The organism is Streptomyces sp. NPDC051218, assembly GCF_044455475.1.
In the GTDB taxonomy this organism is placed as follows: domain Bacteria; phylum Actinomycetota; class Actinomycetes; order Streptomycetales; family Streptomycetaceae; genus Streptomyces.
Genome location: NZ_JBITEU010000009.1, coordinates 331700 through 357217 on the forward strand (window position 1 = coordinate 331700; position 25518 = coordinate 357217).

Below are 25518 nucleotides of genomic sequence, written 5' to 3' on the forward strand. Positions count from 1 at the left end.
CGGGCCCGGCCGGGTACGGTCCACCGGCCGCTCGTCATCGTATCGACGAGTTGTCGGTTCGCTCGCGCGGGGTAGCCAGGTGTGATCAAACAGGCAATCAAACAGGCACGTACGGGCTATTCAGGTCGTGCACGAGCCGGGTGAGTCGCCCGCGGGCGAGCTTCCGCATTTCCTCGGCCGCCAGGACCCGCTCCTCCTCCGGGTCGCCTGCGAGGCGCGCGCGGATTCCGGCGAGCAGATGGTCGAGGGCCTGGGTCGGCGGGACGTCGTCCAGGCAGATCACGAAGGCATGACCGAACCGGCTCTCGTACGCGGCGTGAGCGGCCCGCAGAGCGGTGTCCGCGGCGCCGTACGTGCCCTGGCGCGGGACGGCCGGACCCAGAGGTTCGCAGGCCAGGGCCTCGGCGAGGGCCGCGGGCGGCAGGTCGTACGCCGCTTCGTCGGACGCGGCGAGCAGGGCTTCCAGATCGGGGTAGGGCCGGTGGGCGACGAGCCGGCGGGCCCAGAGCCGGCTGCCGCAGCAGGCGAGGAAGGCGGCCTCGGCCACGCCGGGCTCGGCGGAGTTCAGTTGCTCCGGGGTGCGTGTCGGCTCCGCCGGGGGACTCGGTGAACTGTGCGCGGACAGCGGGGGCTCCAGGGCAGGGGGCATCGGCTGGGGGCTGTGGGGGTTTTGTCGTAACGCTAGCGAGGTGTGGTGAAGCCCGGTGGGCGGATGCGTGAAATATCACCCGGATGGGAGAGTTTCGCTTCGCGTGGTGGACGGGGTGGCCGCGGGCCCCGCTTTACGGTGGCCGGATGCTGGCTCTGACTGCTGACGCCCGTGCCGCCCGCCCCGCGGGGCGGATCACCACGCGCCCACCCGTACCCCCGGCTGCGTGCGGCCGCCCCCAGGGCGGCAGCCGATGATCCAGCAGCGTTTCGCGCTCGCCTCCGCGGTCCTCGTCGCCGGTGCCGTCGCCCTAGCCGTGGTCGTCTGGCCCGGCGGCGGGAGCGGCGGCGGCTCCGTGGCCTCGCCCTCCGCGAGCAAGTCCGCCACCCCGAGCCCCTCGCCCACGAAGTCGTACCCCCTCTCCAAGGCCCCGTCGACCATCCCCGCCGTACGCGAGCACAGCGCGGCGCGCGGCCCGGGATGGAAGCCGGGGAGCGGCGGGCGTGTGGTCGTCGGTGACGACGAACTCGCGGACGAGGGCAAGCTGCTCGCCGGTGAGCTGAAGCTGAAGTACGCCGGTGACGCCGAACCCCGCAAGGGTGACGTGGAGCTCGCGCTCTCCGACGACGGTTCCGCGGACAGCGCCGAGGACAGCTCCGGGGGGCGCGACGAGTCGTACACCCTCTCCGTGAAGGGGCAGCGGGTGAAGATCACCGCCCCCGAGGAAGCGGGCGTCTTCTACGGGACCCGCACCCTGAAGCAGGAGGTACGCGGCGGCCGGACCGCGCCCGAGGGCGTCGTGCGCGACAGCCCCGCCAAGCCGCAGCGCGGATTCATGATGGACATCGCGCGCAAGCACTTCGACGCGGCCTGGATCGAGGACCGCATCCGGGAGCTCGGCGACCTCAAGTACAACCAGCTCGGCCTGCACTTCTCCGACGACCAGGCCTTCCGCATCGAGTCGAAGTCGCACCCGGAGATCGTCTCGCGCGACCACCTCACCAAGGCGCAGGTCCGCAGCATCCTCAAGCTCGCGGCCAGCCGCCACATCACCGTCGTGCCGGAGATCGACTCACCGGGCCACCTCGGCACGGTCATCGCCGCGCACCCCTCCCTCCAGCTCCGCGACACCCGTGGCGTCGCCACGCGCGGCGCCGTCGACATCTCCAAGCCGCAGGCCGCGGAGATCGTCGACGACCTCCTGGAGGAGTACGCGGACCTCTTCCCCGGGCGCTACTGGCATCTGGGCGCCGACGAGTACCAGGCCCTCACGGTCAGCAACCCCGAGGCCAGCTTCCCGCAACTGGCGTCCGCGGCCCGCGAGAAGTACGGGCCGAACGCCCGGGTCCAGGACCTCGCGACCGGCTGGCTCAACGACAGGGCCGAGACCATGCGCCCCTACGAGCGCGGGCTCAGGGCCTGGAACGACGGGTTCTTCCGCGGCGGCGTGGCGAAGGCCGACGAGGATATCGACGTCGCGTACTGGACGGGCAAGGAGATCGGGTCGAGGGAGCCTGTCGAGTATCTGAAGGAGGGCCGGAAGGTCATCAACTACAACGACGAGTACCTCTACTACGTCCTCGGCCAGCCCAACGCCTTCCGCTACCCCACCGGGCAGCGGATCTACGAGCAGTGGACGCCGCTGGTGATCCGCGGCACGAAGCCGGTGAGCGCGGAGTACGACGACCAGATCCTCGGCGGTTCCTTCGCGGTCTGGTGCGACCTGGCGAACTCCCAGACGCAGGAACAGGTGGCGCAGGGGATCCGGATGCCGCTGCGGGCGACGGTCCAGAAGCTGTGGGACGCGCGCAAGCCGTCGATGCCGTGGGCGGAATTCGTCAAGCTGGCCGACCAGGTGGGGTAGGCGGCCGGAAGACGCGAGGGAGGGGGCGCGGCGGGGGCGGCGGCGAGATCCGTTTTCGGCTTTTTGGTGGCGAACTTGCTTACATCTGTGGTGTATTCGGCCCAAAGCCGATCGCCATCGCAGCCGTCGAGCGCAGTTGAGCAGCGGAGTCGAGTACACGGGGGGACGCGAGCATGGGCTACTGGGGTTATTACGTCGTGGGCAGGAGCGAGCGGCCACTCGTGGAGCTCTCGGCGGTGGCGGGGGTGCGGGACGAGCTGAGCCTCCTCGTGCAGCGGGACGACGGCTGGCAGGTGTGGGAGGTGCCGGGCGGCGACGGCACGCGCGACGTCGGCAACATGAACACCCTGGCCCTGGAGACGGGTTCGCCCGCCCTCTTCGGCTACGTCATGGACAGCGACTGCGTGGTCGTCGAGGCCGCGGCCCCCGAGAGCGGCGTATGGACGACGTGCCTGGCCCGCGAGGCGATGGCCGGGTACATCGGTGACGACGGCCTGAGCCTCGACGACTACTTCCTGGAGCCCCGCGACGCCGCGGACCGCGCGGTCACCTGGGCGGCGGAATCGGGCAGGACGGTGGCGCCGGCGCCGCTGCTCGACGTACTGAAGGCCGCCGCCGAACCCTCGGCCGAGGAGCTCTTCTTCCGCTTCCTCGACCGGCTCGGCGTCGTGCCGCAGTGACGTTCCCGGGGACCCGCACGCAGTAGGGGACGTGCGCTGTCCGCGAGGGGACGCGCACGGACCTGCATGGACGTGCACGGTCCACGACGGGAGGCGTACGACATGAGCGGCGCGAGTCTGGTCGAGCTGATCGCCGAGGCCGACGAGAGAGGTCTGGCGGCGAGCGGGCTCGCCTGCCTCGACCGGTGTGTGCCGCTGCTCGGCGGCGGTGACGAGGTGCTGCGCCCGCTGTGGGGGAGCCTCGCGGAGGGCGTGGCCTGGGACGCGGAACTCGCCGACGCGCGGGTGACGCTGGGCGGCGCCGACGTCCTGGAGGACCCCTCGGCGGACGAGGCGAGCACCCTCGCCTACCGCATGCTCGGTGCCGTTCCCTCGCGGCGTTCCGCCACCGAGCTCCGGGAGTGGGCCGACGCCTGCTCCGTCGCCGCGTTGCAGATCCACCGGCTGCTCGACACCGCGCCGGACGGAGGGCCGAGGACGTCGGCCCTGACCGCGCGGCGCGCGGCCCGCGCCGACGGCATGACTCCGCTGGTCGCCGCCGAACTGAGGCGCCAGGTACGCATCCTCGAACTCCTGGCCCGCCAGGACACGGGTGCCGGGGGCCTGCGCCAGGCGCTGGACGTGTCGATGGAGGGCCGCCGGGTGCTGCGGGCGGTGGTGTCGCGGCGGGAGCGGGGGAGCAGGGTCTGACCCCGGGTCTGACCGGGGCTGGGGCCGGGGCTGGGGCCGGGACCGGGACCGGGACCTCTCGGAGGCCGCCTCACCGGGATTCGGCTTCGGGCCGCCCTGCGTCGGGCCGCCCTGCGTCGGGCCGTTCGGCGTCGGGCCGCCCTGCGTCGGGCCGTTCGCGCGCGGGCAGTTCGGCGGTGCAGGTGGCCCGTCCGTAGGAGCCGAACGCGGTGGCGCGCTGCCGGTGTTCACCCCGGACCGCCACAGCGCAGCTCGCCTCGCCACCCTTCTTGCCGAGCTGGATGCTGACGGCCGGGTCCTTGCCGAGCGGTACGCGCACCGTCTTCTTCCACGGGAGGTCGACACCTGCCTCGACGGTGGCGCTGCCCTCCGAGCTCCGGGCCAGATACGAGACGTCGGCGTTGCCCGTGCCGGTGATGCGGTAGGTCACCGAAGCCGTCGGCACGGGTCTCTCCTCCTGCTCGTCGCCGCCGAGGAAGCCATACGTGACGCCTGCGGCGCAGATGGCGAACAGCACCGCGCCCACGGCGACCACGCGCCGGTCCGAGATCTCGCCGACCACCTTCGCTTCGGCCATCGGCGGATACGTCACCTGCACATCCGCCCGCTGCGCGTCCACCAGCTTTTCGGTCGTCATTTCCCCACCCCATGAGTGATTCGCGTAAGCGAGCACCATTCAAATTCCGGCCGGTTATACAACACGTGCACGAAGGTCCACCAGGGGAAGAAGATTTCGGACCTATCACCAAGTGCCCGGTATGTGCGGCGGGTTGACGCGGTGAAGAACGACTGCGTAGAACTCTCGGCTGCTGATTGATCCATGTTTCTGAGCCGCTCCAGGAATTCCTTGAGCGGTACTCGATCCTGCCCTCTTTCTGTTCGCGTTCTGCTCGTGCGAGTGAACTGCGCGTATTTCCGAAAGAAGGCTCCGGAAGGGCAGTAGACACGGTGAGAAACGGATATCGAAGGCTGCTGGTCGGCCTTCTCGCGTCGGCGGTGGTGGGCACGGTGCTGCCCCAGGCCGCCCACGCGGAGACCGAGGAGAGACCGGCGCCCGTGCGGGCTCCGGCCGCGGACGAGGGTGACGGCCCCCAGAAGGGCCCCAAGGTTCCGAGAACCCCGCCACGGAAGTACCCCACCAACACCCCTGACCCCAAGGTCACTTACGGCGCGCGCGGAGTCACCCTCGACGCCCCCGCCGTGGTGCACGGCACCGGCCCCGAACTGTCGTGGCCGAAACCGGAGTCCAGCTCCGGCAAGGGGAGGGGGGAGGCTGTCGTCGGCTACCAGCTCCACCGCTCGACCCGCCCCGACTTCAAGGCGACCGCCGCCACCCTCGTGACCCCGCTCGGCAAGGACACCACCTCGTACAGGGATACGACCGCCGAGCCGACCCGCGCGAACAGCGCGACGGAGACCGCGCGCCACTACGCGTACCGCCTCCTGGCCGAGACCAGGGACGGGCGCCTGCTCGCCTCACCGGTGCGCCGCGTGGGTGTGCCCAAGGCCGGGCACACGCTACGGGTCCTACGGGCCGGCCAGTCGGACACCACGCTCTCCTCCTCCGAGCCGCGTACGAACCTGGACGAGAAGTGGCTGAGCGCCGGAACCGGCGACGGCACGTACGGCACCACGCGCGCGGCCCTGAAGTTCCCGACCTCCGGCATCCCCAAGAAGGCCACCGTCCTCCAGGCCGAGCTGCGCCTGCGAACGGCAGGGCAGCAGAAGGCCGGGACCAAGGCCCGGGGCCGGCTCATCGAACTCAGCCCCCTCAAGCGCGAGTTCACCGAGAAGTCCGCCACCTGGGAGAAGGCGGGAGCCAAGGCCCAGTGGGGCTCGGACGGCGGTGACGCGTCGGCGCCCGTCGCCGACACCGTCGGCCGCAGCGGCGCGTACACCTGGGACGTCACCTCGCTCGCCCGGCAGTGGGCGAAGCGCCCGAGCACCAACAAGGGTGTCCTTCTGAGCGCCGCCGATCAGGAGCCCACGCGCTTCCGGTCGAGCGAGGCCCCGGAGGCGACGCAGCGGCCCCAGCTCCGGGTCATCACCGCGGAACCCACGCCCTGGGACACGTACTACGCACCGGACACGCCCACCCGCATGTCCGAGAACAACACCTACCCCGTGGATGTCACGGTCACCAACACCACGACGGCCGCCTGGCCGGAGGGTGAGCGCACGCTGTCGTACAAGTGGGCCCTGCCCGACGGCACGGACGCCACGACCGCCGACAACCAGCTGAAGGCGGACATCCCGGCCCTCGCGCCCGGTGCCACCGTAACCGTCAGGGCGACGGTCAAGTCGCCCTACACGGCCGACGGCAACCGGCGCTCCGGATACACCCTCATCTGGGACATCCTCAACAAGACCGACGGCAGCTGGCTCTCGCAGAAGCCGGGCATCGGCGGTCTGGAGCAGGCCACAGCTGTCGAGGACCCCACCGCGGACCGCGTCGGCATGGAGAAGCACCACGCGTACACGGGCATGAACACCGGCGCGGGCTCGACCCTGATGAACAACCTCGGCTCGGGCAACGCGGCGTGGTCGTACAACGCCTTCACGAACCCCGGCCGCGGCATCAACACCTTCGCGCGCTTCACGTACAACGCGCAGGACACCTCCGACAGCCAGCTCGGCCACGGCTGGTCGGCGCAGGCCGCGGGGCCCCTGCGGCTCGGCTCGATGCTCGACTTCCACCCGGACTCCGAACCCGGCGAGGCGTACGTCATCGACGGTGACGGCACGCAGCATCTGTTCCGCAAGCAGGGCGACGGGAGTTGGAAGCCCTCGGCGGGCTACCGCTACCGCCTCACCGCCAAACCGGACGTCGTGAAGGTGTGCCAGACGGGCAGCAGCCCGGAGGTCCCGGACGCCTGGACGCTGACCCGCCCGGACGGCACGCGCTTCGTGCTCGGCTGCGACGGCTACCTCACCTCGGTCGTCGACAAGAACGGCAACACCCAGAGCTACGTCTACGAGCTGCGCGACTCCGGCAACCGCTGGGTCAAGTTCCTCAAGGAGATCAAGGACCCGGCGGGCCGCAGCTCCCTGAAGCTCGACTACTTCGGGGCCGGCGACGCCACGTACGACTACATCGACGCCAAGGGCGAGAAGGCCTCGGGCACCGACCTGTGGAACCCGAAGATCTACGACCACGTGAAGTCCATGACGGACGTCTCGGGCCGCAAGGTCTCCTTCCTCTACACGGAGAAGGGCCACCTCGGCCGCCTCACGGACGGCGACGGAGCGGCGCAGCCGAAGGTCTTCAACTTCGCGTACGACGCGGCGCAGGGGAACAAGAACACCAAGCTGACCAAGGTCACCGACCCGCGCGGCAAGGCGACCGGCGTCGAGTACGGCGAAGGCCCCGACTCGATGGCGTCGACCAAGACGATCACGGACCGGCTGCGCACCACGACCGGCTTCACGTACAAGCCAGCGGTGGGCAACGGCACCGAGACCAGTGCCACCGACGCCGAGAAGCACGCGACGACGTACACGACGGACGCCCAGGACCGCCCGGTCCAGGTCACCAACGCCAAGTCCGAGAAGACCACGATGACGTGGGACGCCGACCACAACGTCACGCTCCTGGAGGAGAACAACGGCGCGAAGACGGCGTACTGCTACGACGAGAAGACCGGCTACCCGCTCTGGGAGCGCTCGGCGGAGGAGAACAAGGCGGGCGTCCCCGCGGAGGCAGACTGCGCGCCGGGCAAGTCGCCTGCCCACTCGGTCCGCTACGAGTACAAGACGCGTGCGGACGGCTATGCGGCCGACCTGGTCAAGAAGACATCGGCGGAGGGCCGCGTCTGGCAGTTCGGCCATGACGCGAAGGGCAACCTGAAGACGGTCACGGACCCGAAGGGCGTCGCCTCGTCGCAGGAGGGCGACTACACGACGTCGTACGAGTACGACGCCTACGGCCAGTTGACGCGGGCGACGGACGCAAACGGCAATCCGACGGCGTACAAGGACTTCGTCGCGGCGGGCTACCCGCGCACCACGACGGACGCCCTGGCGAAGATCACGACGACGGAGTACGACGCGCGCGGCCAGGTGACGGAGGTCGTCGACGCGCTGGGCAAGAAGACGACCCAGACGTACGACGGCTTCGGCCGCCCGCTGGTGTCGAAGACGCCGAAGGACCAGGCGGCGGGCGTGTTCATCACGACTCCGGCGCCGGAGTACGACGCGAACGACAACGTCACGAAGTCGACGGCGCCGAACGGTGCTGTGTCGACGGCGAGTTACGACGACGCGGACCAGGTCGTGTCGGCCACCGCGCCCAAGGACTCGGACACGTCCGGGGAGCGGAGGACGGCGTACACGTACGACAGCGTAGGCAACCTCAAGACGACGACGGAACCGAAGGGCACGGCGACACCTGCGATCCCCGACGACTACGTCACGACGAACTCCTACGACGAGATCTACCAGCTCACGTCCGTGGTGAACGCCAAGAAGGACAAGGTCAGTTACGTCTACGACGGGGTCGGCAACCCGGTCCGCGTCATCGACCCCAAGAAGAACGCGTCCCCTTCGCCCGACGACTACACGACCAAGACCGACTACGACATGAACCACCGTGTCGTGGCGGTCGGGGACGCGGCGGGCCGCACGGTCAAGCAGGCGTACGACAAGGACTCCCTGACCGTCTCCACGACGGACGCGGAGGAGAACACGACCAGGAACCACTACGACGAGCGCGGAAAGCTCGCGGTGGTGGAGACCCCGCACGAGGGCACGACGGTCCGTACGACGAAGTTCGGCTACGACGAGGTCGGCAACCGGGTCAAGGTCTTCACGCCGAGAGGTGTGGCGACGGAGGGCGAGCCGGACGACTTCGTCGCGGAGACGACGTACGACCCCCTGAACCGCCCTTCCCGCCAGATCCAGCCCTACGACCCGAAGGACCCCCGCTACAACAGGAAGGTCTGGTCGGAGACGACGTACGACGCGGTGGGCCGGGTGCAGAAGACGTCCATGCCGCCCTCCGAGGGCGAGACGACGCGCAACGACACCACGTACGGCTACTACGACAACGGCTGGGTGAAGACGTCGCAGGACGTGTGGGACATCCGCACGACGTACGACTACAACGCACTCGGCCAGCAGACGGCCCGCCAGCTCACGTCGGCGGGCGGCTCGACGAGCCGGACCATGCGCTGGGGCCACTACCCCGACGGCAAGCTCAAGTCGCGTGACGACGACGGCATTCCGGTCGGGGCGAGTGAGCTGGTGGCGTACGAGTCCCAGGCTCGCGCGGGCAAGGGAACGGAGTCGTCCCCGCACACCTGGAAGCTGCCCATCGCGAAGGCGGGCACGTACACGGCGTACGCGGAGTCCGGGAAGTCGGGGGGTTGGACGAAGCTCGGTACCGCCACCTACAAGAAGGGCGAGAACGCCGACCTGAAGGCGCCCGCGGACACCGTGAAGCTGGTCCGCGACAACGCGGCGGAGAAGGCGGCGGACACGGAGCGCAAGCGTTTCGCGTACGCGTACGACATCAACGGCAACCTGACGTCGATCGACGACACCTCGACGGGTACGAAGGTCGACGCGTACACGATGTCGTACACGGGCCTGAACCAGGTCGAGAAGGTCGCGGAGGCGCTGGCGGGCCAGGAGAAGAAGACCACCTCCTACACGTACGACGCGAACGGTCGGCCGGAGACGCTCAAGCACCCGGACCAGTACGCGAAGTACACGTACGACCTCCGCGAGTTGGTGAAGACGGCGACGGTGGGCAAGTCGGAGTCGGACGCCTCACCGAAGGTCACGTCGTACGACTACACGTACCGGGGCGAGCGGAAGACGGAGACCAAGGCAAACAAGAACAAGGTCGACTACGCCTACTACCTGGACGGCGCGCTCAAGTCCCAGACGGAGAAGAAGCCGGACGGCACGACGCTCGTCTCCTCGCACACCTACGCCTATGACGCGAACGGCAACAAGGCGCAGGACGTGGCGAAGAAGATGAACGCCGACGACCACGTGAAGTACATGTCGTCGACGACGGCCTACACCTACGACCCGGCGGACCGCCTGGCCAAGTCCGTCCGTACCGGGGACGGCGCGGGTACGGAGACCTATGTCCACGACGACAACGCGAACGTCATCTCGCAGACGGTCAAGGGAAAGACGACGACGTTCGGCTACGACCGCAACCGTCTGCTGAAGACGACGACGGGCGGCGCGTCGGCCTTGCACACGTACGACGCCTTCGGCCGCCAGGAGTCGGTGACGGCGGGCGGCAAGGTCATCGAGCGCAACGCGTACGACGGCTTCGACCGCGTGAAGCAGCACGAGAAGGCGGACGCGGCGAGTGGTGCCCTGAAGACGACGAAGTACGCGTACGACCCGCTGGACCGCACGTCGTCGCGGACGGATGCGGGAGGCAGGTCGACGGACTACACGTACCTCGGCATGTCGGGCGAGGTCCTGGGCGAGGAGGTCGCCGGCAAGCTGACGAAGTCGTACCAGTACGGCCCGTGGGGTGACCGCCTCTCGCAGATCAAGCATGCGGCGGACGGCTCGGCCGGGGAGTCCACGTACTACGGCTACAACAGCCACACGGACGTCGAGACGCTGACCGGCAAGGACGGCAACACGAAGGCGACGTACGGCTACTCGGCATACGGCTCGGACGATTCCGCGGACTTCACAGGAATCGACAAGCCGGAGGCGGGCAACCCCACGAAGGACGCGTACAACCCGTACCGCTTCAACTCGAAGCGCTGGGACGCGGCTTCGGCGACGTATGACATGGGGTTCCGGGATTACAGTCCGGGGCTCAATCGGTTCACTACTCGGGATATGTACAACGGGGCTCTTGCGGATATGGGGCTCGGGACTGACCCGATGACGGGGAACCGATATGCGTTCGCGGGTGGCAATCCCGTCGGAAATGTCGAGTTGGACGGCCATATATTCGGATGCGGGATCTGCTCCGATGTCGTCGACACCGTCAAGAGTGCGGCCAAGGGTGCGGTAAAGGTCGCCAAGGGTGCCCGTAACCTGACCAGCCCGATTGATGTTCTCCTGAACGGAATCGGGTGGAATTCGCCCACGGCTTCGGATGGCTACGAGTCGGAGCCCGGCGCCAAGCCCGACTTCGGCAAGGGCTTGTTGCTCAAGCCGGACTCCGAAAAGGAATGGCAGCCGGGGGCCGCGCGCTTCCCCTTCACCAGGGATGACTGTGCACAAGGCCAGAGTATGGTGTACTACCAGCCGCTCGATCAGCAGAAGAGGGCGACGGGAGTAAGTGCCTGCCTCAACAACGGTGACTACGGCTGGATCAATGACGCGGGGGCTGCACGGGGCGACGCCGGCTCCAAGATCGCGGGAAGTCCTGTCCCACGCCCCCAGCGGGATTACCCTGAATTGACTCCTCCGGGATTCAAGAAGGGGATGAACCGTGGCCACCTCCTGGCGAATCGTTTGGGTGGGAGCGGGACCGAGCGTCGGAATCTTGTCTCCTTGTGGGCCACCCCCAACAGGTCGCAGATGAAACGGGTGGAGAACCAGGTGGCCGCGATGGTGGAGTCCGGACAAACCGTCTACTACCAAGTAAATCCTCACTACACCGGGCGAAAAGGTGCTCCAGACTACTTGACCATCACATGGTTGAACATGGATACCGGGGAATTCGAGCCCGGAACGAAGATCTGGAATACGCCTACAGGGCTTGAACCCTGAGTCGTGAAGCCTGATTGAGGTTCTTCGTCCAGGAATTGTATGGGTGTGGGTGAATATCGTCTCTGGTATTCGCCCACACTCTTTCTGTCTGAGAGGTTCTGATATGTGGGTCCAGCGAGTGGTCGAGTTGACTGGATGGGAACCGCTGGGAATGTCTGTCGACTGGGAGGGGATCGAAGGTGAGCTCCAGTGCCCCCTGCCGGTCGACTACAAAGAGCTCTTCGAGATCTTTGGTGGCGGGGTCTTCAGTGATTCTGTCTATTTCCTCGGAAGTGACGAAGGTCTTGCCTTCGACTTCCTCACGCAATGGCGAGTTGCTCTCTCAGTCGACCAGGGAGGCGGAGCCGACGGGCTTTCCTCCGTCGAGCCGTACGCGATTTACGCTCCGGGCGGCAAGGGGCTTGTTCCCTGGGGCTCCACCGAGTGGGCTGATGAATACTTCTGGCTGGTCGATGCCGGGCAACCCGGCGAGTACCCCATCCTCGCGCGAGCCGAGGACGGAGAATGGCACAGGTATGACATGTCTACATCGGAGTTTCTGTACAAGGTCCTCGCGGATGCTGATTTCCAACCGTTCGGGATTGCGCAGTACTCCCTGGATCCAACGTTCGAGCCAGGCTCCGAGGGTGACAGCTGACGTCTCCAGGAGCCCGCGCGACGTATGAGTGTGTCCAATGGTTGTACCTGGGGCGGGAGTTGCCCTGTGAGAAGCAGCACGTCCAGAGCCGTCACGCGAAAGTGGTGACTTTCGCTTGGTAGAGGGAGGGTGCGCTGCGCGCTCTCCCTGTTACCGAGTTGAAGGGGTGGGAGTCATGGACGGTGAGGGAAGACGGGCGCCGAGAGCGGGGGAGATGCGGGGGCGGGCCCGGGAGTTCGTGGCGCGGGTGACCGTGCGGAATCGGCTCCCGCTTGATTACTCCGTCGCGAGCCTCCGCGTCGTCGACTTCCTCATCGAAGGACTGCGCAAGGGCGGCCGCCGACGCGAGGAAGTCGGCGGGGCACTCTTCGGCCTGGGCGCCTACGTCGGGGAGGTGCTGGTGCGTCGCGCCGGAGCCGTCTGGGTCGAATTCGACGAGAGCCAGCGTCTCTACTTCGGACAATCTGTGGGTGTACGGATGCCGGACGGGAGGGTGTGGAATCCCTTGGGGAAGGTCGTCAATTGCTTTGACGCTGCCGCTGATTCCACGGAGCAGTCATTGCAGACGTTCTACCTCACCCTTCCGGGTCGCACTCGGCGCGCGGCATAGACCGCCCCGAAGGGGGCTTTCTCGGGGGCACGGGCACGGTGAACAGTGTCAGCGGGGTTAAGAGGAGAGCGTGGGGCAGGGTGGGGAACGACATCGCCGTGCGGCGGCGGGCGACGAGGAACTGACGCGGGCCATAGGGCGTGCCAGGGGCGGGGACGAGGCGGCCTTCGCGGCCGTCTATCGGTGTGTGCAGCCCGCGCTGCTCGGGTACTTGCGCGGGCTCGTACGTGATGACGCCGAGGACGTGGCTTCCGAGGCGTGGCTGCAGATCGTCCGGGACCTGGGCCGGTTTCGCGGGGGAGGCGCCGACTTCCGCCGGTGGACCGCAACTGTGGCTCGCCACCGTGCCATTGACCACCTGCGCCGACAGAAGAGCAGACCGCGCGCCTCGGTGCTGGAGTGGGACGCGTTCGCGCTGCCGGCCGCCGATGACACCGCCGGTGAGGTCATCGAGTCGCTCACCACCGATCGCGTCCTGGGACTCGTCGCCGAGCTTCCGCCGGACCAGGGCGAGGCGGTGCTGCTGCGTGTCGTGGTGGGGCTCGACGGGCCGGCCGCCGCGAAGGTACTGGGGAAGCGGCCTGGGGCCGTGCGTGCGGCTACTTATCGTGGACTGCGCGGGCTGGCTAGGCAGTTGGCCCGTGAGGCGGAGCCGGTGTGTCCTCCTCGGCGGCCTCCCATCGGAAGTGGGTATGCCATGCGGCGGGAGAGACGGGCGGTTTGCTGAAGCGGCATTGTGGCGTGTGGCTCGGCGGTGGCCCGTTCGCGTAGGAGCGGATGCAGGAAAGTCGCACCCAGCCGCGCCTCTTCCGGCCCGTCGCCGATGAGTTGCTCGGCGCCGACTGTCGTCAGGCGCGTGCGGAGACCGCTGAGGGGGCCCAGGCCGCCGCGCGGGGTGCGCGCCGTCCGTGCGGCCCTGCGGAGGGGCGGGCTGCGGGGTGTCGAACCACGGCTGGCCCTGGCGGTCGACTCCGGAACGCCGAGCGCCGCGCCACCCCCCCCGCCTTCGGGGAGCAGCACGGCGCCTGGGTGCCGGCCCGCGGTTACGGGGTCAGGAGCTGGCCCAAGTGCGCTGCCGCCGGAGTTCCCAGCTGCGTACGCCCGTAGTAGACGTCGCTCGCTGTCGAGACCCCGGACGAACCGCTGTCCAGTTGGAGGATCGTGCCGTTGCCCTCGTCCTCGCCGTCCACGCCGATGGCGAGGTCCGCGCGGCCGTAGCCCGACAGGTCGGCCAGGAGGACCGAGGAACCGAGACGGTCCGCCGACTCCGTGGAGCCCGTGATGCCCTCGGTGTCCTGGGAGAACGCCTGCGCGCCCGTGCCCGTCAGGCCCGATGACGTGCCCTTCAGGAGGAGCGAGGTACCCGCGTCCTTCTTCGCCGCACCGGACCGCGTGATGTCCTCGTTCGGCGCGCCCGCCAGGACGTCCGCGTAACCGTCCAGGTTGAAGTCGCCCGCCGAGACCGACCAGCCCATCGCGTCGCCGGACTCGGCGGCTCCGGGCACTCCGGACGTGCCCTGGTGGACGGTTTTCAGGCCCGTGGTCGTGAAGCCCGTCGACGTGCCCGGGACCACCGTCACCTGGCCGCCCGCGTACGCACCCGACTCGGCCGTGTACGGCTGGCCGATGACCAGGTCGTCGTAGCCGTTGCCGTTCACGTCGCCGACGGCCACCGAGCGGCCGCCCTTCACCGAGAGGGAACCGACCCTGCTCAGACCGGACTTCGTGCCCTTGAACCACTGGACCTTGCCGATTCCGGCCTGGTCGCGGTAGTTCAGGGCCACGTCCGCGTAGCCGTCGCGGTTGAAGTCGCCGGACGCGGCATCCGCGTACGAGATGGCTGTGTCGCCCGACGTCAGCGTGCCGCCCACCTCGGTGCCCGCCTTGAAGCGTGCCGCCCATGTGCCGCCCGTGCCGGTGGACGCCGAGAAGACGTCCGCCTTGCCGTCCGCGTTGAAGTCGCCGACCGCCACGGCCGAGCCGAACCTGGCGCCCGGGTAGTGGAAGTCGTCCGCCAGCTGCATGTCCGTGCCGCTGGTGAAGTCCGGGCCGTAGAGCATCGTCACGGCGCCGCGGTCCTTGTTCGTGGCGTCGTCCTCGCCGGGGGCGCCGATCGCGAGGTCCGCGTGGCCGTCGCCGTTGATGTCGCCCCACGCCGTGGCCGCGGCCCAGTTGTCGCCCGCCTCGGAGGCTCCGGGGACGCCGGGGCTCGACTGGGTGAGCGTCTTCTTGGATCCGGCCACCGGGCCGTCGAGGCCGCCGGGTACGACCGTCAGCGTGCCCACGCCGCCGGACGCCTTGGGCGTGCCCGCCACCAGGTCCGTGATGCCGTCACGGTTGAAGTCGGCGGTGGGAATGGCCGAGTTGCGGGCCGCGCTCGTCGCGTAGCGGCGGATCTCGCCGAGCTTCGGATAGAGGGTCTTGCCGGGGCAGGCGGTCGCGAAGCCGTCCCGATGGCCCGAGATCGTGTTGAGCGACGGAGTGTCGCCCTTCTTCCAGACCCCGGTGTCGTCGGCCGCCGTCAGCGTGACCTTGCCCGCGGGGTTGCCCCCGTACTGGCCGAGCTTCCAGGCCGCGACGCGGGAGGCGGACTCCAGCGCGGCGCGGGTCGGCTTGCCCGCCTTCTTGTACGTCTCGCCGGGCTTCGGGTTCTCGTTGCCCTCGAAGTCGCCGATGATCGCGATGCCCGCCGACTCGCCGTTGAAGCCGTACGTGTGCGCGCCGCGCACCGGCAGATCGGTGCCGCCGCCGCGGCCCTCGAAGATCTGACCGCACTTGTCCACAAGGAAGTTGTAGCCGAGGTCGTTCCAGCCCTCGGTCTCCACGTGGTACGCCATGAGGCCGCGGACCAGGGACGGCGACTGGGCACAGCTGTAGTCGTTCGTACCGGTCGTGTGGTGGACGAAGACCGCCTTGACCTTCTCTATGTACTCCGGCGGATCCTTGACCTGCGACTCGTCCGCGCCCCAGGCCGCCCTGCTGATCATGGGCGGCTTGGTGACGGTGGACGGCGGGGCTGTCGGAACCGTGGGCTCGGGCTCCGGGTCGGGGGATGCCGAGCCCGAAGGGGTCGGTGACGCGGGCGGCTCGGTGCCCGGATCCGATGCGGTCGGGGCCGGTGAGGTCGGGGCCTCCGTCGGTTCGGGCGAACCCGAACCGCCGCCCGTGCCCGGGTCGGGCGGCACCGTCGTCTCGTCGGCCACGGGCGCTGCGAGCGCCGCCGGCGCCATCGCCGAACCGTCCAGCGCCGGGTTCTTCGCCTCCTTGGACGTCACACCGGGGTCCACGAGGTTGACCTCAAGCCCCCTGGGCAGCGCGGAAGTTGAGGTGCCGTCGGCCGCCACCACGCGGACCTCGACGCCGTCCGACGGGCCGACCCACAGCGGCTCGGAGGCGGCGCGCATGCCCGCCTCCGCCTTCTCGGGCAGGTGCAGCTCCAGGTCCAGGTTCTGCCAGCCGCTCCACTCGGCGCTCTCGATGGAGCGGGTGCGGACCTGGGCCGTGCCCTCCAACTCCTGCGTCACGCCGGTCCACGAGACGCCGAGCAGCGAGAACTGCTCCGTCGACGTACGCGGCAGCTCCCTCTCCCTGGTTCCGTCGGCCTTGAGCGCGATGTCGTGCACGCTCACCGGGCGCTTGTCGCGTGAGACGTCGCCCGGCTGGTCGCCGTTCGAGGGATCCGCCATCGCGTACGTGACGGCCCCCGCGCCGCCAAGGACGACGGCTCCGATCGTCAGCCACGCCCTGCGCTTGAGACTCAGTGGTCTGTACGCGTGCGTGCTGCGCGCTGCTTCGCGCGGTTTGCGCGGGCTCAAATGCCCCACCCCTTAACGGAATCGCGGCTTGATCCGGTTGACCAAAGCGAGTGCGTACGACCGCCCGTGGGGTCAAACGGTTGTACGGCGGTGGGTGAAATGTGACGTGACGTATGCCGCACTCCAGGGGTGTGACAGGTGGACGGGGGATTGCGCTGGATCCGTGACAGCTTCGTCCCGACGGTGGGCGAGGGCGGGATGACCGCCGGTCCGTACCTGTGACATTTCTGTGAGCCCTGGCGCAGCTCAGCGTGGGGGCACGGACACGGTGAGCTGTGTCGCGTCGGTACGGATGGGAAAGCGTGGGTCGAGGAGGGGAACCCCGTCGCGCACGGGTGCGCGACGAGGAATTGGGCGCCGCGGTCGCGCGGGCGCAGGAAGGCGACGAGGCGGCCTTCGCGGTCGCGTACCGGCTGGTGCAGCCGGGGCTCGTCGGCTACCTGCGGGGCCTCGTCGGCCACGACGGCGAGACCGCGGAGGACATCGCGGCCGAGGCCTGGCTGGAGATCGCCCGCGATCTGGGGCGGTTCCGCGGTGACGGCGCGGGCTTTCGCGGCTGGACGGCGACCATCGCGCGGCACCGGGCCTTCGACCATCTGCGGCGCCAGAAGGTCAGGCCGCGGCCTTCCGCCCTCGAACAGGACGTGCTGGATCTCCCCGGGCCGCACAGCACCTCCGAGCAGGCGCTCGAATCGATCTCCACGGGGGATGCGCTCGCGTTGATCGCCGGGCTGCCGCGTGATCAGGCGGAGGCGGTGCTGTTGCGGGTGGTCGTGGGCCTTGACGCCGGGGCGGCGGCGCGGGTCCTCGGTAAACGCCCCGGGGCGGTACGGACTGCCGCGTATCGGGGGCTTCGGCGGCTTGCCCAGCAGTTGGGGGGTGCGGGGTGAGGGGGCCTGCGGCGGCTGCGGGGGGTCTCGCCAGGCTCCTGGCGGAGGCGATTCGCGTCGACCGTGTGGACGTGGAGGCTCAGCGCCGGGCGCTCGCGGCGTTCCGCTCGGCCCGCGGGTCGGCGAAGCCTGCCCCGCGGACCCGCCCCACCGACGACTGGCGCCGCTAGCCCTCCCGGGGGGGGAGGGGGGGAGGGGGGTTCGCGTCGCCCCTCGCCTGCGGGCGGCTGGGGGTTGCCCGCGCAGTTCCCCGCGCCCCTGACGGGGGCGCCCCCGTCGTCTTTCGTCTGCACGTGCGTGGGGGTTGGCCGCGCAGTTCCCCGCGCCCCTGAAAGGGGCGCGGGGAACTGCGCGACGGTGAGCTAGAAGGGGGGCGGGGATCAAAGCCCCGGGGTGGCGGAGCCGCCGAGTCAAGTCCGTCAGGCCCCTGCCAAGGTGAGCGGCCGGGGTCGCCACCCCCCACAGGAGAGACCCCGGCCGTCACGCGGACGGACCGCACGCGGTCCGTACTCCCTTCAGCGCCGTGGGTGCGTTTTCTGTCACACCGCGTACTGTCACGCGCTAGTTGCACGTTGTACCAAACATGGACGTGACCCCACTTCAGCCCGTAGCGTGCTGCTTCGCGCCAGGCTGCGGGGGCAGGACCGCAACCGGTGTAGGCGCATAGGGAGAAGTTGTGCTGGGGGACGACGCGGAACTGACCGCCGCGGTGCTTGCGGCGCAGGACGGGGACGAGACCGCGTTCCGTACTGTGTACCGCTCCGTGCACCCGCGGCTGCTCGGCTACGTACGGACACTCGTAGGGGATCCGGACGCCGAGGACGTCGCGTCCGAGGCCTGGCTGCAGATAGCCAGGGACCTCGACCGCTTCAGCGGCGACGCGGACCGGTTCCGCGGCTGGGCCGCACGCATAGCGCGCAACCGCGCCCTCGATCACATACGCATGCGGGGCCGCCGCCCGGCGATAGGCGGCGACGAGACCGAGCTCACCGGAAAGCCGGGCGACGCGGACACCGCCGACGAGGCGATGGAGTCCCTCGCGACCGGCGACGCCCTCGCCCTGATAGCCCAACTCCCGCAGGACCAGGCCGAAGCGGTCGTGCTCCGGGTGGTCGTCGGCCTCGACGCGAAGAGCGCCGCCCAGACCCTTGGCAAGCGCCCCGGCGCGGTCCGCACCGCCGCACATCGGGGCCTGAAGCGGCTCGCGGAACTCCTCGGCGCGGACGCCCCGCCGAGCGAGGGCGCGCTGGACGCCGTACCGCCCCAGAGGGAGCGGCGCGGGCGGGTGGTGACGCCCGCCGGTGTGACGCATTCTCGTTCGCGGGCGCAGAAGGACATGTGATGGCCGACGAGGATTACAGGTGGCTGGACCGCGACGCGGCGGAGCGTTTGCTGAGCGGTGAGTCCATCGACGGCACCGACCATCACGCACGGGAACAGGCCGCACAGCTGGCCAAGGCCCTGGCCGCACTGGCGGCGGACGACCGCGCGGGATCGGTCGTACCCGCCGACATTTCCTCCGAACTCCCTGGTGAGGCCGCCGCCCTCGCGGCGTTCCGGGAAGCCCGAGGCCCGAAGGCCCGGACAGCTTCTACGCGCGTGGGAGCGGGCGAAACCGTACGTATCGGGCGGCCTGTAGAGCCTTCCCGCCCCGCGCCCTGGGCCCGCCCCCTGCGCTACGGCCTCGCCGCCGTGCTCGCCGGCTGCATGGTCGGCGGCGTCGCCGTCGCGGCCGGTACGGGCGTGCTGCCCTCGCCCTTCGGCGACCGGGAGCAGCCGGGCCCCGCGGCATCCGCATCGTCCGTCGCGTCGCCCGAGCCGCTCGTCTCCCCCTCGGAGGGTGCGAGCGAGACCCCGGACGTGGAGCCCGACGATGTGACGACCACCCCGGACGACCCCTCCCGCGAGCCAGGCAGCAGCGCGCCCCCGCAGCAGTCCGAAACCCCCGACGGCGCCTCCCAGGACACCGCGGGCACCGCGCGGCCCGGCTCCGGCGACCCGCAGCGCGAGGACGAGGCGAAGGGCTGGTACCGCAAGGTGGTCTCCGCCTGCCGCGACTACCGCAGCGGGGAACTCCAGGGCGAGAAGAGGCGCCGCCTGGAGGAGGCGGCCAAGGGCTCCCGGCGGGTGACCGAGTTCTGCGGCCGTGTCCTGGACGGATCGGGCGGCGACCGCGAGTACGACGGCGGCGGGAAGCCCGGCGGCAACGGCAACGGCGATGACGACGACAAGGGCGACGGCGACAAGGGCGACGGCGACGGCTCGGCCGGCGGCGGCAACGACCACTGGGGCAACGGCGGCAGCAACCCCGTCCCGCCCGTCGTCGCACCCTCGCTCCCGCGACCGGTGCCCGCCCCCGCGGTCTCCGCCTCCTACAGCGCGCAGCCCGTACTGCCACGCTCCTGACCTGCTGAAAAGCCCCGCCCACCGTGGGTGTGACGTTTTTTGAAGCAGTGACGCAGTAAGAAGTGAGCCGACTGGTCATCGGCCCGCGCACGAGCCAGGGGTTCCCCCCGTACCTTTGGCTCAGTGCCACCAGCGTGGGCGGGAGACGTTCCCCCGATCCCGCCCACGCTGATTAATCCCGCGCCGCTCCTCCCGCACCCCTCCCGTGCCCGTCCCGCGGCCTCACTTGTAGACGACGACCTTGTCGCCCTTCCTGACCTGCGCGAACAGGTTCGCGATCTTCTTCTCGTCCCGTACGTTCACACAGCCGTGCGAGGCGCCGTTGTAGCCGGTCGCCGCGAAGTCCGACGAGTAGTGCACGGCCTGGCCGCCGCTGAAGAACATCGCGTACGGCATGGCGGTGTCGTAGAGCGTCGAGACGTGGTGCCGCGACTTCCAGTAGACGGTGAACGTGCCGTCGCGGGTGGGCGTGTACTGCGAGCCGAAGCGCACGTCCATCGTCGAGACGACCTTGCCGTCGATCATCCAGGTCAGCGTGCGACTGGCCTTGCTGATGCACAGGGCGCGGCCGGTCAGGCAGCGCTTGTCGGGCTTCGACGCCGGGATGCCGCCCCCGGAGTAGAGCTCGTACTTCGTGGGCGTGCGGGTCATGCCGACCAGCTTCTGCCAGGTGACGGTGTCCGTCGTGCCCGTGCGGGGCAGCCCGCGCTTGCCCTGGAACCCCTTGACCGCGGTGGTCGTGGCGGAGCCGTACATACCCGACGGGTTGTCGAAGAACCAGGCGATCTGCCGGAGCCGGGCCTGCAGCTCACGCACCTGGTCGCCGCGCTGTCCGGGGGCGAGCAAGGTCTTCGGGGCGGGTTTCGGGGCCGTCTGCGGGGTCGCGGTCCGCCCTGGCCTGGTGGACGGCGCGTCCGGGCCGTCCGCCGCCGTCTTCGTGGGTGATATGCGGACCGGCTGCGCCTTCCCGTCGGAGTTCACGGCCTGCGCCTTGCACCCGCCCACCAGGGCGACCGTGACCACGGCCCCTACGGCTATCGCACCTCTGCGCACAATGACCCCCGTCATCGCTCGACGCTCGACAGACTCGCGAGGAGTCTCCCCGCGAGTGACCACGCCTGAACGTTGCCCCATGCTGGAGGCGGACCGCTATACCGGAGAGGTAACGGAGAAGGATCTCCGGGATCTCTGGCAGGAGGCACAGAGCGATGGCGCGTGAGTCGGAATCCGGACTGCCGTTCGAGCCCGTGTATGGCCCCGAGGCCCTCGACGGGTGGGACCCCGCGACGAAGCTGGGCGCGCCGGGCGCCTATCCCTTCACACGCGGCGTGTATCCCTCCATGTACACGGGGCGCCCCTGGACGATGCGCCAGTACGCGGGCTTCGGCACGGCGGTCGAGTCCAACGCCCGCTACCAGCAGCTGATCGCCAACGGCACGGCGGGTCTCTCGGTCGCTTTCGATCTGCCGACGCAGATGGGCCATGACTCGGACGCCCCGATCGCGTCCGGCGAGGTCGGCAAGGTGGGGGTCGCGATCGACTCGGTCGACGACATGCGCATTCTGTTCGGCGGCATCCCGCTGGACCAGGTGTCGACGTCGATGACGATCAACGCACCCGCCGCCCTGCTGCTCCTCATGTACCAACTGGTCGCCGAGGAACAGGGCGTCGACGCGGGCGAGTTGACGGGCACGATCCAGAACGACGTCCTGAAGGAGTACATCGCGCGCGGCACGTACATCTTCCCGCCCAAGCCGTCGCTGCGCCTGATCGCGGACATCTTCAAGTACTGCCGCTCCGAGATCCCGAAGTGGAACACCATCTCCATCTCCGGCTACCACATGGCCGAGGCGGGTGCGACGCCCGCGCAGGAGATCGCCTTCACCTTGGCCGACGGCATCGAGTACGTGCGCACCGCGGTCGCCGCGGGCATGGACGTGGATGACTTCGCGCCCCGCCTCTCCTTCTTCTTCGTGGCGCGTACGACGCTCCTGGAGGAGGTGGCCAAGTTCCGTGCCGCACGCAGGATCTGGGCCCGCGTGATGCGCGAGGAGTTCGGTGCGAAGAACCCGAAATCCCTGATGCTGCGCTTCCACACGCAGACGGCCGGGGTCCAGCTCACCGCGCAGCAGCCCGAGGTGAACCTCGTCCGGGTCGCGGTCCAGGGCCTCGGCGCGGTGCTGGGCGGCACCCAGTCGCTGCACACGAACTCCTTCGACGAGGCGATCGCGCTGCCGACCGACAAGAGCGCGCGCCTGGCCCTGCGCACGCAGCAAGTTCTCGCGTACGAGACGGATGTGACCGCCACGGTCGACCCGTTCGCCGGGTCGTACGTCATCGAGAAGATGACCGACGACATCGAGGACGCGATCCTCGGACTCATGCGGCGCGTCGAGGACATGGGCGGCGCGGTGACCGCCATCGAGAACGGCTTCCAGAAGAACGAGATCGAACGCAGCGCCTACCGCATCGCCCAGGAGACCGACTCCGGCGAACGCGTCGTGGTCGGCGTCAACCGCTTCCAGCTCGACGCGGAGGACCCCTACGAGCCCCTCCGCGTCGACCCGGCCATCGAGGCCCAGCAGGCGGCCCGCCTCGCGAAGCTGCGGGCGGAGCGCGACCAGCGGGCGGTGGACGCGGCGCTCTCCGCACTCCAGGACGCGGCGAAGGGGGAGGCCAACGTCCTCTACCCGATGAAGGACGCGCTGCGGGCGCGGGCGACGGTGGGCGAGGTCTGCGACGCGCTGCGGGAGGTCTGGGGCGCGTACGAGCCGACGGACGCCTTCTGACGCACGACGAGAAGTCGCGGTGTCCGATGTACGGACACCTGATCCCTCATGTCGTACGCGCGTGCGAGACTCCGCCCCATGCTGGGTGTCACCGATCTTCCGACCTATCTCGCGGGCCTCGCCCTGATCATTCTGCTGCCGGGGCCGAACTCGCTGTACGTGCTCTCCGTCGCCGCGCGCCGCGGCGTACGCACCGGCTATACCGCCGCCGCGGGCGTCTGGTGCGGTGACACCGTCCTGATGACGCTCTCGGCGGCCGGTGTCGCCTCGCTCCTGCAGGCCAACGCCCTGCTGTTCGGGATCGTGAAGTACGCCGGCGCCGGCTATCTGACCTGGCTCGCGGTCGGGATGCTGCGGGCCGCGTGGGGGATGTGGCGCGCGCGGCGCGAGCAGGTCGCCGAGCGGCAGGAGAGCGGGACGGACGAGGCGGGGGAGCGGCCCTTCCGCAGGGCCCTGGTGATCAGCCTGCTCAATCCGAAGGCCATCCTCTTCTTCATCGCCTTCTTCGTGCAGTTCGTCGATCCCGGATACGCCTATCCCGCGCTCTCCTTCCTGGTGCTCGGGGCCTTCGCCCAGGTGGCGAGCTTCCTGTACCTCACCGCCCTGATCTTCAGCGGCACGAAGCTGTCGGCCGCCTTCCGCCGCCGCAAGCGGCTCTCGGCGGGAGCCACTTCGGCGGCGGGCGCGCTGTTCCTCGGGTTCGCGGCGAAGCTGTCGCTCGCCAGTGGGTGAGTGACGGCAGAGGTGCTCAGTGGTGCCAGGCCGTGCCGCCCACGTTGTGGATCATGCGCTGAAGCACCTTGAGGGTGCGGACGTACTCCTCGTCCGTGACGCCCTCGTGGATCTCCGCGCGCGTCTTCTGCTGTCGTGCGGCGGCGTCGCCCCGGACCCTGCGCCCCTCCTCGGTGAGGCGCAGGCGGCTCCGGGCGTCCTCGGTGAGCAGACCGCGGTCGTGCAGCGCTTCGATGTCGTGGCGCAGGGCCCCGTCGCCCACGTTCAGGTAACCGCGCAGGGTATCCACCACGGCCGCCTTGTCGCGGCCGTCATCGGCGACGATCTGGTTCAGGATCCACCACTCGGGCTGGGTGAGTCCGAACTCGGCGAGCATGGTGCGGATGTGGTGCACGACGGCATCGCCCGCCGCCGATGCCCAGTATCCGATGGGCTGGTTGATGAGGTCTTCGTCGCTGTGGGAGTACGTGAAAGTGTCCATGCGCAGAACGTAGAACCTCAAGTTTGATTGAGGTCAACCGTCCTGTTTGATTGAGGTCAACCGGCCTGGTGGATCAGCCTGAAATAGTCAGCGAGGCCCCTCGCGTCCTCGCCCGCCCAGCCGACGTACCCGTCGGGGCGCACCAGGAACAGGCCCTTGCCGTACGGTGCGTAGGCGTCGACGCGGTGTACGTGCGTCAAGTCCCCCTCCAGTGACGGCAGTTCCGCATCGGTGCCGACCGCGAGGAGCGTCCAGTGCGGGCCCCTGAACGCGTCGAACAGCCTTCCCCCGGCGCAGGGCCCGTCCGGCGCGCGGTCGCCGGCCCGCAGTGCGTCGTCCGCGAGGCCCGTACGGGTCTCCACCGCCAGGGAGCTGTCCCGGTAGCCGAGGCCCAGTTGGCGGGTCGCGTCCCCGCGGCGCTCCTCTCCCCGGTGGATACGGGTGGAGAGGCCGAGCATCTGCGCGGCCACGGGCAGGCGCTCCTCCTCGTACGTGTCGAGGAGGGCGGCGGGCGCGCCGCCCCGCAGCACCGCGCCGAGCTTCCAGCCCAGGTTGTAGGCGTCCTGCACGCTGGTGTTCAGGCCCTGCCCGCCGGCCGGTGAGTGCACGTGCGCCGCGTCTCCGGCGAGGAACACGCGCCCCTCGCGAAACCGGTCCGCCAGCGCGGCGCGCGGCCGGAAGGCGGAGGCCCAGCGCACCTCCGTCACCTCGTCCGCGGTGAGGTGCGTCCGGGCGGCGACGACCTTGCGTACGCCTTCGAGCGAGGGGTCGGGGGCGGTCCCGTCCGTGAACTGGGCCGTCAGCTGGAAGTCCGGGATGCCCGGCAGCGGGCAGACCGCGAGGAAGCCGGCGCCCTCGGCGGTGGGCGGGAACATGTGCCAGTTGTCGCGGTCCAGGGAGGGGATGCGGACGTCGGCCACCAGGACCGGGTTCGGGTCGACCTTCCCCAAGCTCTCAGCTTCGTTCGAGCAGGGGAGACCCCAATCGCCCGTCATGCCGATGCCCAGTGCCGCGCGCACGGCGGAGCGGCCGCCGTCCGCCGCCACGGCGTACGCGGCGCGGACGGTCCGGCCGTCCGCGAGGTGTGCGGTGACGCCGTCGTCGTCCTGCGCGATGCCGGTCAGTGCGGCGCCGAACGCGATCTCGTCGCCGCCGAGTTCACGCAGGCGGGCGTACAGGATCTCCTGGGTGCGCCACTGGGGGAGCATCAGCGGCCGGTCGTACGGGGCGTCCTGTGTCGGCTCCCGTTCGTCGAACATCCGGTGCTCGCCCTGCCGCTCGCCGTTCTGCCAGATCATGCCGACCGGGTAGGTGCCGCCCGCCGCCTCGGCCGCTCCGAGGATGCCGAGGTCGTCGAAGACCTCCTGGGTGCGCGGCTGGATGCCCTTGCCGCGGGAGCCCGGGAACAGGGCGTCGGCCTGCTCGACCACCAGGGCGCGCACGCCGCGCCGTGCGAGGTCGCAGGCGAGGGTCAGGCCGGTGGGGCCTGCGCCCACGATGAGTACGTCCGTCACGACAGCCGTCATGGCTGCGTCCTTAACGCTGTTAAGTGCCATGCTCCAGAGCCTGCGCTT

Annotated in this window: 18 protein-coding genes; 12 read left to right on the plus strand and 6 right to left on the minus strand. The window is 69.7% G+C overall.

Going from position 1 to position 25518, the window contains the following annotated elements:
- Positions 1–97: 97 nt before the first annotated feature.
- Positions 98–649, minus strand: coding sequence for a 2-oxo-4-hydroxy-4-carboxy-5-ureidoimidazoline decarboxylase (locus tag ACIBCK_RS27315; RefSeq protein WP_399394384.1), 552 nt, complete (start codon positions 647–649; stop codon positions 98–100).
- 253 nt (positions 650–902) lie between these two features.
- Between ACIBCK_RS27315 and ACIBCK_RS27320 the strand changes: the two genes are divergently transcribed.
- From ACIBCK_RS27320 to ACIBCK_RS27330, 3 genes are all read left to right on the plus strand, one after another.
- On the plus strand, positions 903–2513 hold the full coding sequence (locus ACIBCK_RS27320) for a glycoside hydrolase family 20 protein (RefSeq protein ID WP_399394386.1): 1611 nt from the start codon (positions 903–905) through the stop codon (positions 2511–2513).
- A 173-nt stretch (positions 2514–2686) separates the two neighbouring features.
- On the plus strand, positions 2687–3193 hold the full coding sequence (locus tag ACIBCK_RS27325; RefSeq protein WP_367044455.1) for a hypothetical protein: 507 nt from the start codon (positions 2687–2689) through the stop codon (positions 3191–3193).
- Between the two features lie 102 nt (positions 3194–3295).
- Positions 3296–3883 (plus strand): hypothetical protein, encoded by a 588-nt coding sequence (locus ACIBCK_RS27330; protein WP_399394388.1) that lies wholly within the window; start codon positions 3296–3298, stop codon positions 3881–3883.
- Between the two features lie 70 nt (positions 3884–3953).
- On the opposite strand, the gene ACIBCK_RS27335 is transcribed toward ACIBCK_RS27330, so the two are convergent.
- Positions 3954–4520, minus strand: a complete 567-nt coding sequence (locus ACIBCK_RS27335) for a hypothetical protein (protein ID WP_399394390.1) — start codon at positions 4518–4520, stop codon at positions 3954–3956.
- A gap of 311 nt (positions 4521–4831) precedes the next feature.
- On the opposite strand from ACIBCK_RS27335, the gene ACIBCK_RS27340 reads away from it, so the two are divergent.
- The 4 genes from ACIBCK_RS27340 (at position 4832) to ACIBCK_RS27355 (ending at position 13558) form a co-directional block, all read left to right on the plus strand.
- Entirely contained in the window at positions 4832–11584 is a 6753-nt protein-coding gene (locus ACIBCK_RS27340) for a DNRLRE domain-containing protein (RefSeq protein ID WP_399394391.1), read from the plus strand.
- Positions 11585–11735: 151 nt separating this feature from the next.
- On the plus strand, positions 11736–12221 hold the full coding sequence (locus ACIBCK_RS27345; protein WP_399394393.1) for an SMI1/KNR4 family protein: 486 nt from the start codon (positions 11736–11738) through the stop codon (positions 12219–12221).
- Between the two features lie 175 nt (positions 12222–12396).
- The gene (locus ACIBCK_RS27350; protein WP_399394395.1) at positions 12397–12831 is read left to right on the plus strand and encodes a hypothetical protein; all 435 of its coding nucleotides are present in this window, start codon (positions 12397–12399) and stop codon (positions 12829–12831) included.
- A 70-nt stretch (positions 12832–12901) separates the two neighbouring features.
- A complete protein-coding gene (locus tag ACIBCK_RS27355; RefSeq protein WP_399394397.1) occupies positions 12902–13558 on the plus strand; it encodes an RNA polymerase sigma factor in 657 nt (218 codons plus the stop codon).
- 316 nt (positions 13559–13874) lie between these two features.
- Here the strand turns inward: ACIBCK_RS27355 and ACIBCK_RS27360 are convergent, their stop codons facing one another.
- A complete protein-coding gene (locus tag ACIBCK_RS27360) occupies positions 13875–16655 on the minus strand; it encodes an FG-GAP-like repeat-containing protein (protein WP_399394399.1) in 2781 nt (926 codons plus the stop codon).
- A 293-nt stretch (positions 16656–16948) separates the two neighbouring features.
- On the opposite strand from ACIBCK_RS27360, the gene ACIBCK_RS27365 reads away from it, so the two are divergent.
- The 3 genes from ACIBCK_RS27365 (at position 16949) to ACIBCK_RS27375 (ending at position 19942) form a co-directional block, all read left to right on the plus strand.
- Entirely contained in the window at positions 16949–17536 is a 588-nt protein-coding gene (locus tag ACIBCK_RS27365) for an RNA polymerase sigma factor (protein ID WP_399394401.1), read from the plus strand.
- Between the two features lie 676 nt (positions 17537–18212).
- Positions 18213–18878: an RNA polymerase sigma factor gene (locus ACIBCK_RS27370; protein ID WP_399394403.1), complete on the plus strand. Its 666-nt coding sequence runs from the start codon at positions 18213–18215 to the stop codon at positions 18876–18878.
- Complete coding sequence (locus ACIBCK_RS27375) at positions 18878–19942, plus strand: hypothetical protein (protein WP_399394405.1); 1065 nt, start codon at positions 18878–18880, stop codon at positions 19940–19942. The genes ACIBCK_RS27370 and ACIBCK_RS27375 overlap by 1 nt, the downstream gene beginning before the upstream one ends.
- Positions 19943–20164: 222 nt before the next feature.
- On the opposite strand, the gene ACIBCK_RS27380 is transcribed toward ACIBCK_RS27375, so the two are convergent.
- Positions 20165–21010: a L,D-transpeptidase family protein gene (locus ACIBCK_RS27380; protein ID WP_399394407.1), complete on the minus strand. Its 846-nt coding sequence runs from the start codon at positions 21008–21010 to the stop codon at positions 20165–20167.
- A 140-nt stretch (positions 21011–21150) separates the two neighbouring features.
- Between ACIBCK_RS27380 and ACIBCK_RS27385 the strand changes: the two genes are divergently transcribed.
- Both ACIBCK_RS27385 and leuE read left to right on the plus strand, forming a co-directional pair.
- Entirely contained in the window at positions 21151–22731 is a 1581-nt protein-coding gene (locus ACIBCK_RS27385; protein ID WP_399394409.1) for a methylmalonyl-CoA mutase, read from the plus strand.
- A 78-nt stretch (positions 22732–22809) separates the two neighbouring features.
- Positions 22810–23463 (plus strand): leucine efflux protein LeuE, encoded by a 654-nt coding sequence (gene leuE, locus ACIBCK_RS27390; protein WP_399394411.1) that lies wholly within the window; start codon positions 22810–22812, stop codon positions 23461–23463.
- A 16-nt stretch (positions 23464–23479) separates the two neighbouring features.
- Here the strand turns inward: leuE and ACIBCK_RS27395 are convergent, their stop codons facing one another.
- The gene (locus ACIBCK_RS27395; protein ID WP_399394413.1) at positions 23480–23944 is read right to left on the minus strand and encodes a MarR family winged helix-turn-helix transcriptional regulator; all 465 of its coding nucleotides are present in this window, start codon (positions 23942–23944) and stop codon (positions 23480–23482) included.
- Positions 23945–24000: 56 nt separating this feature from the next.
- Positions 24001–25500, minus strand: coding sequence for an FAD-dependent oxidoreductase (locus tag ACIBCK_RS27400; RefSeq protein ID WP_399394415.1), 1500 nt, complete (start codon positions 25498–25500; stop codon positions 24001–24003).
- Positions 25501–25518 lie beyond the last annotated feature (18 nt).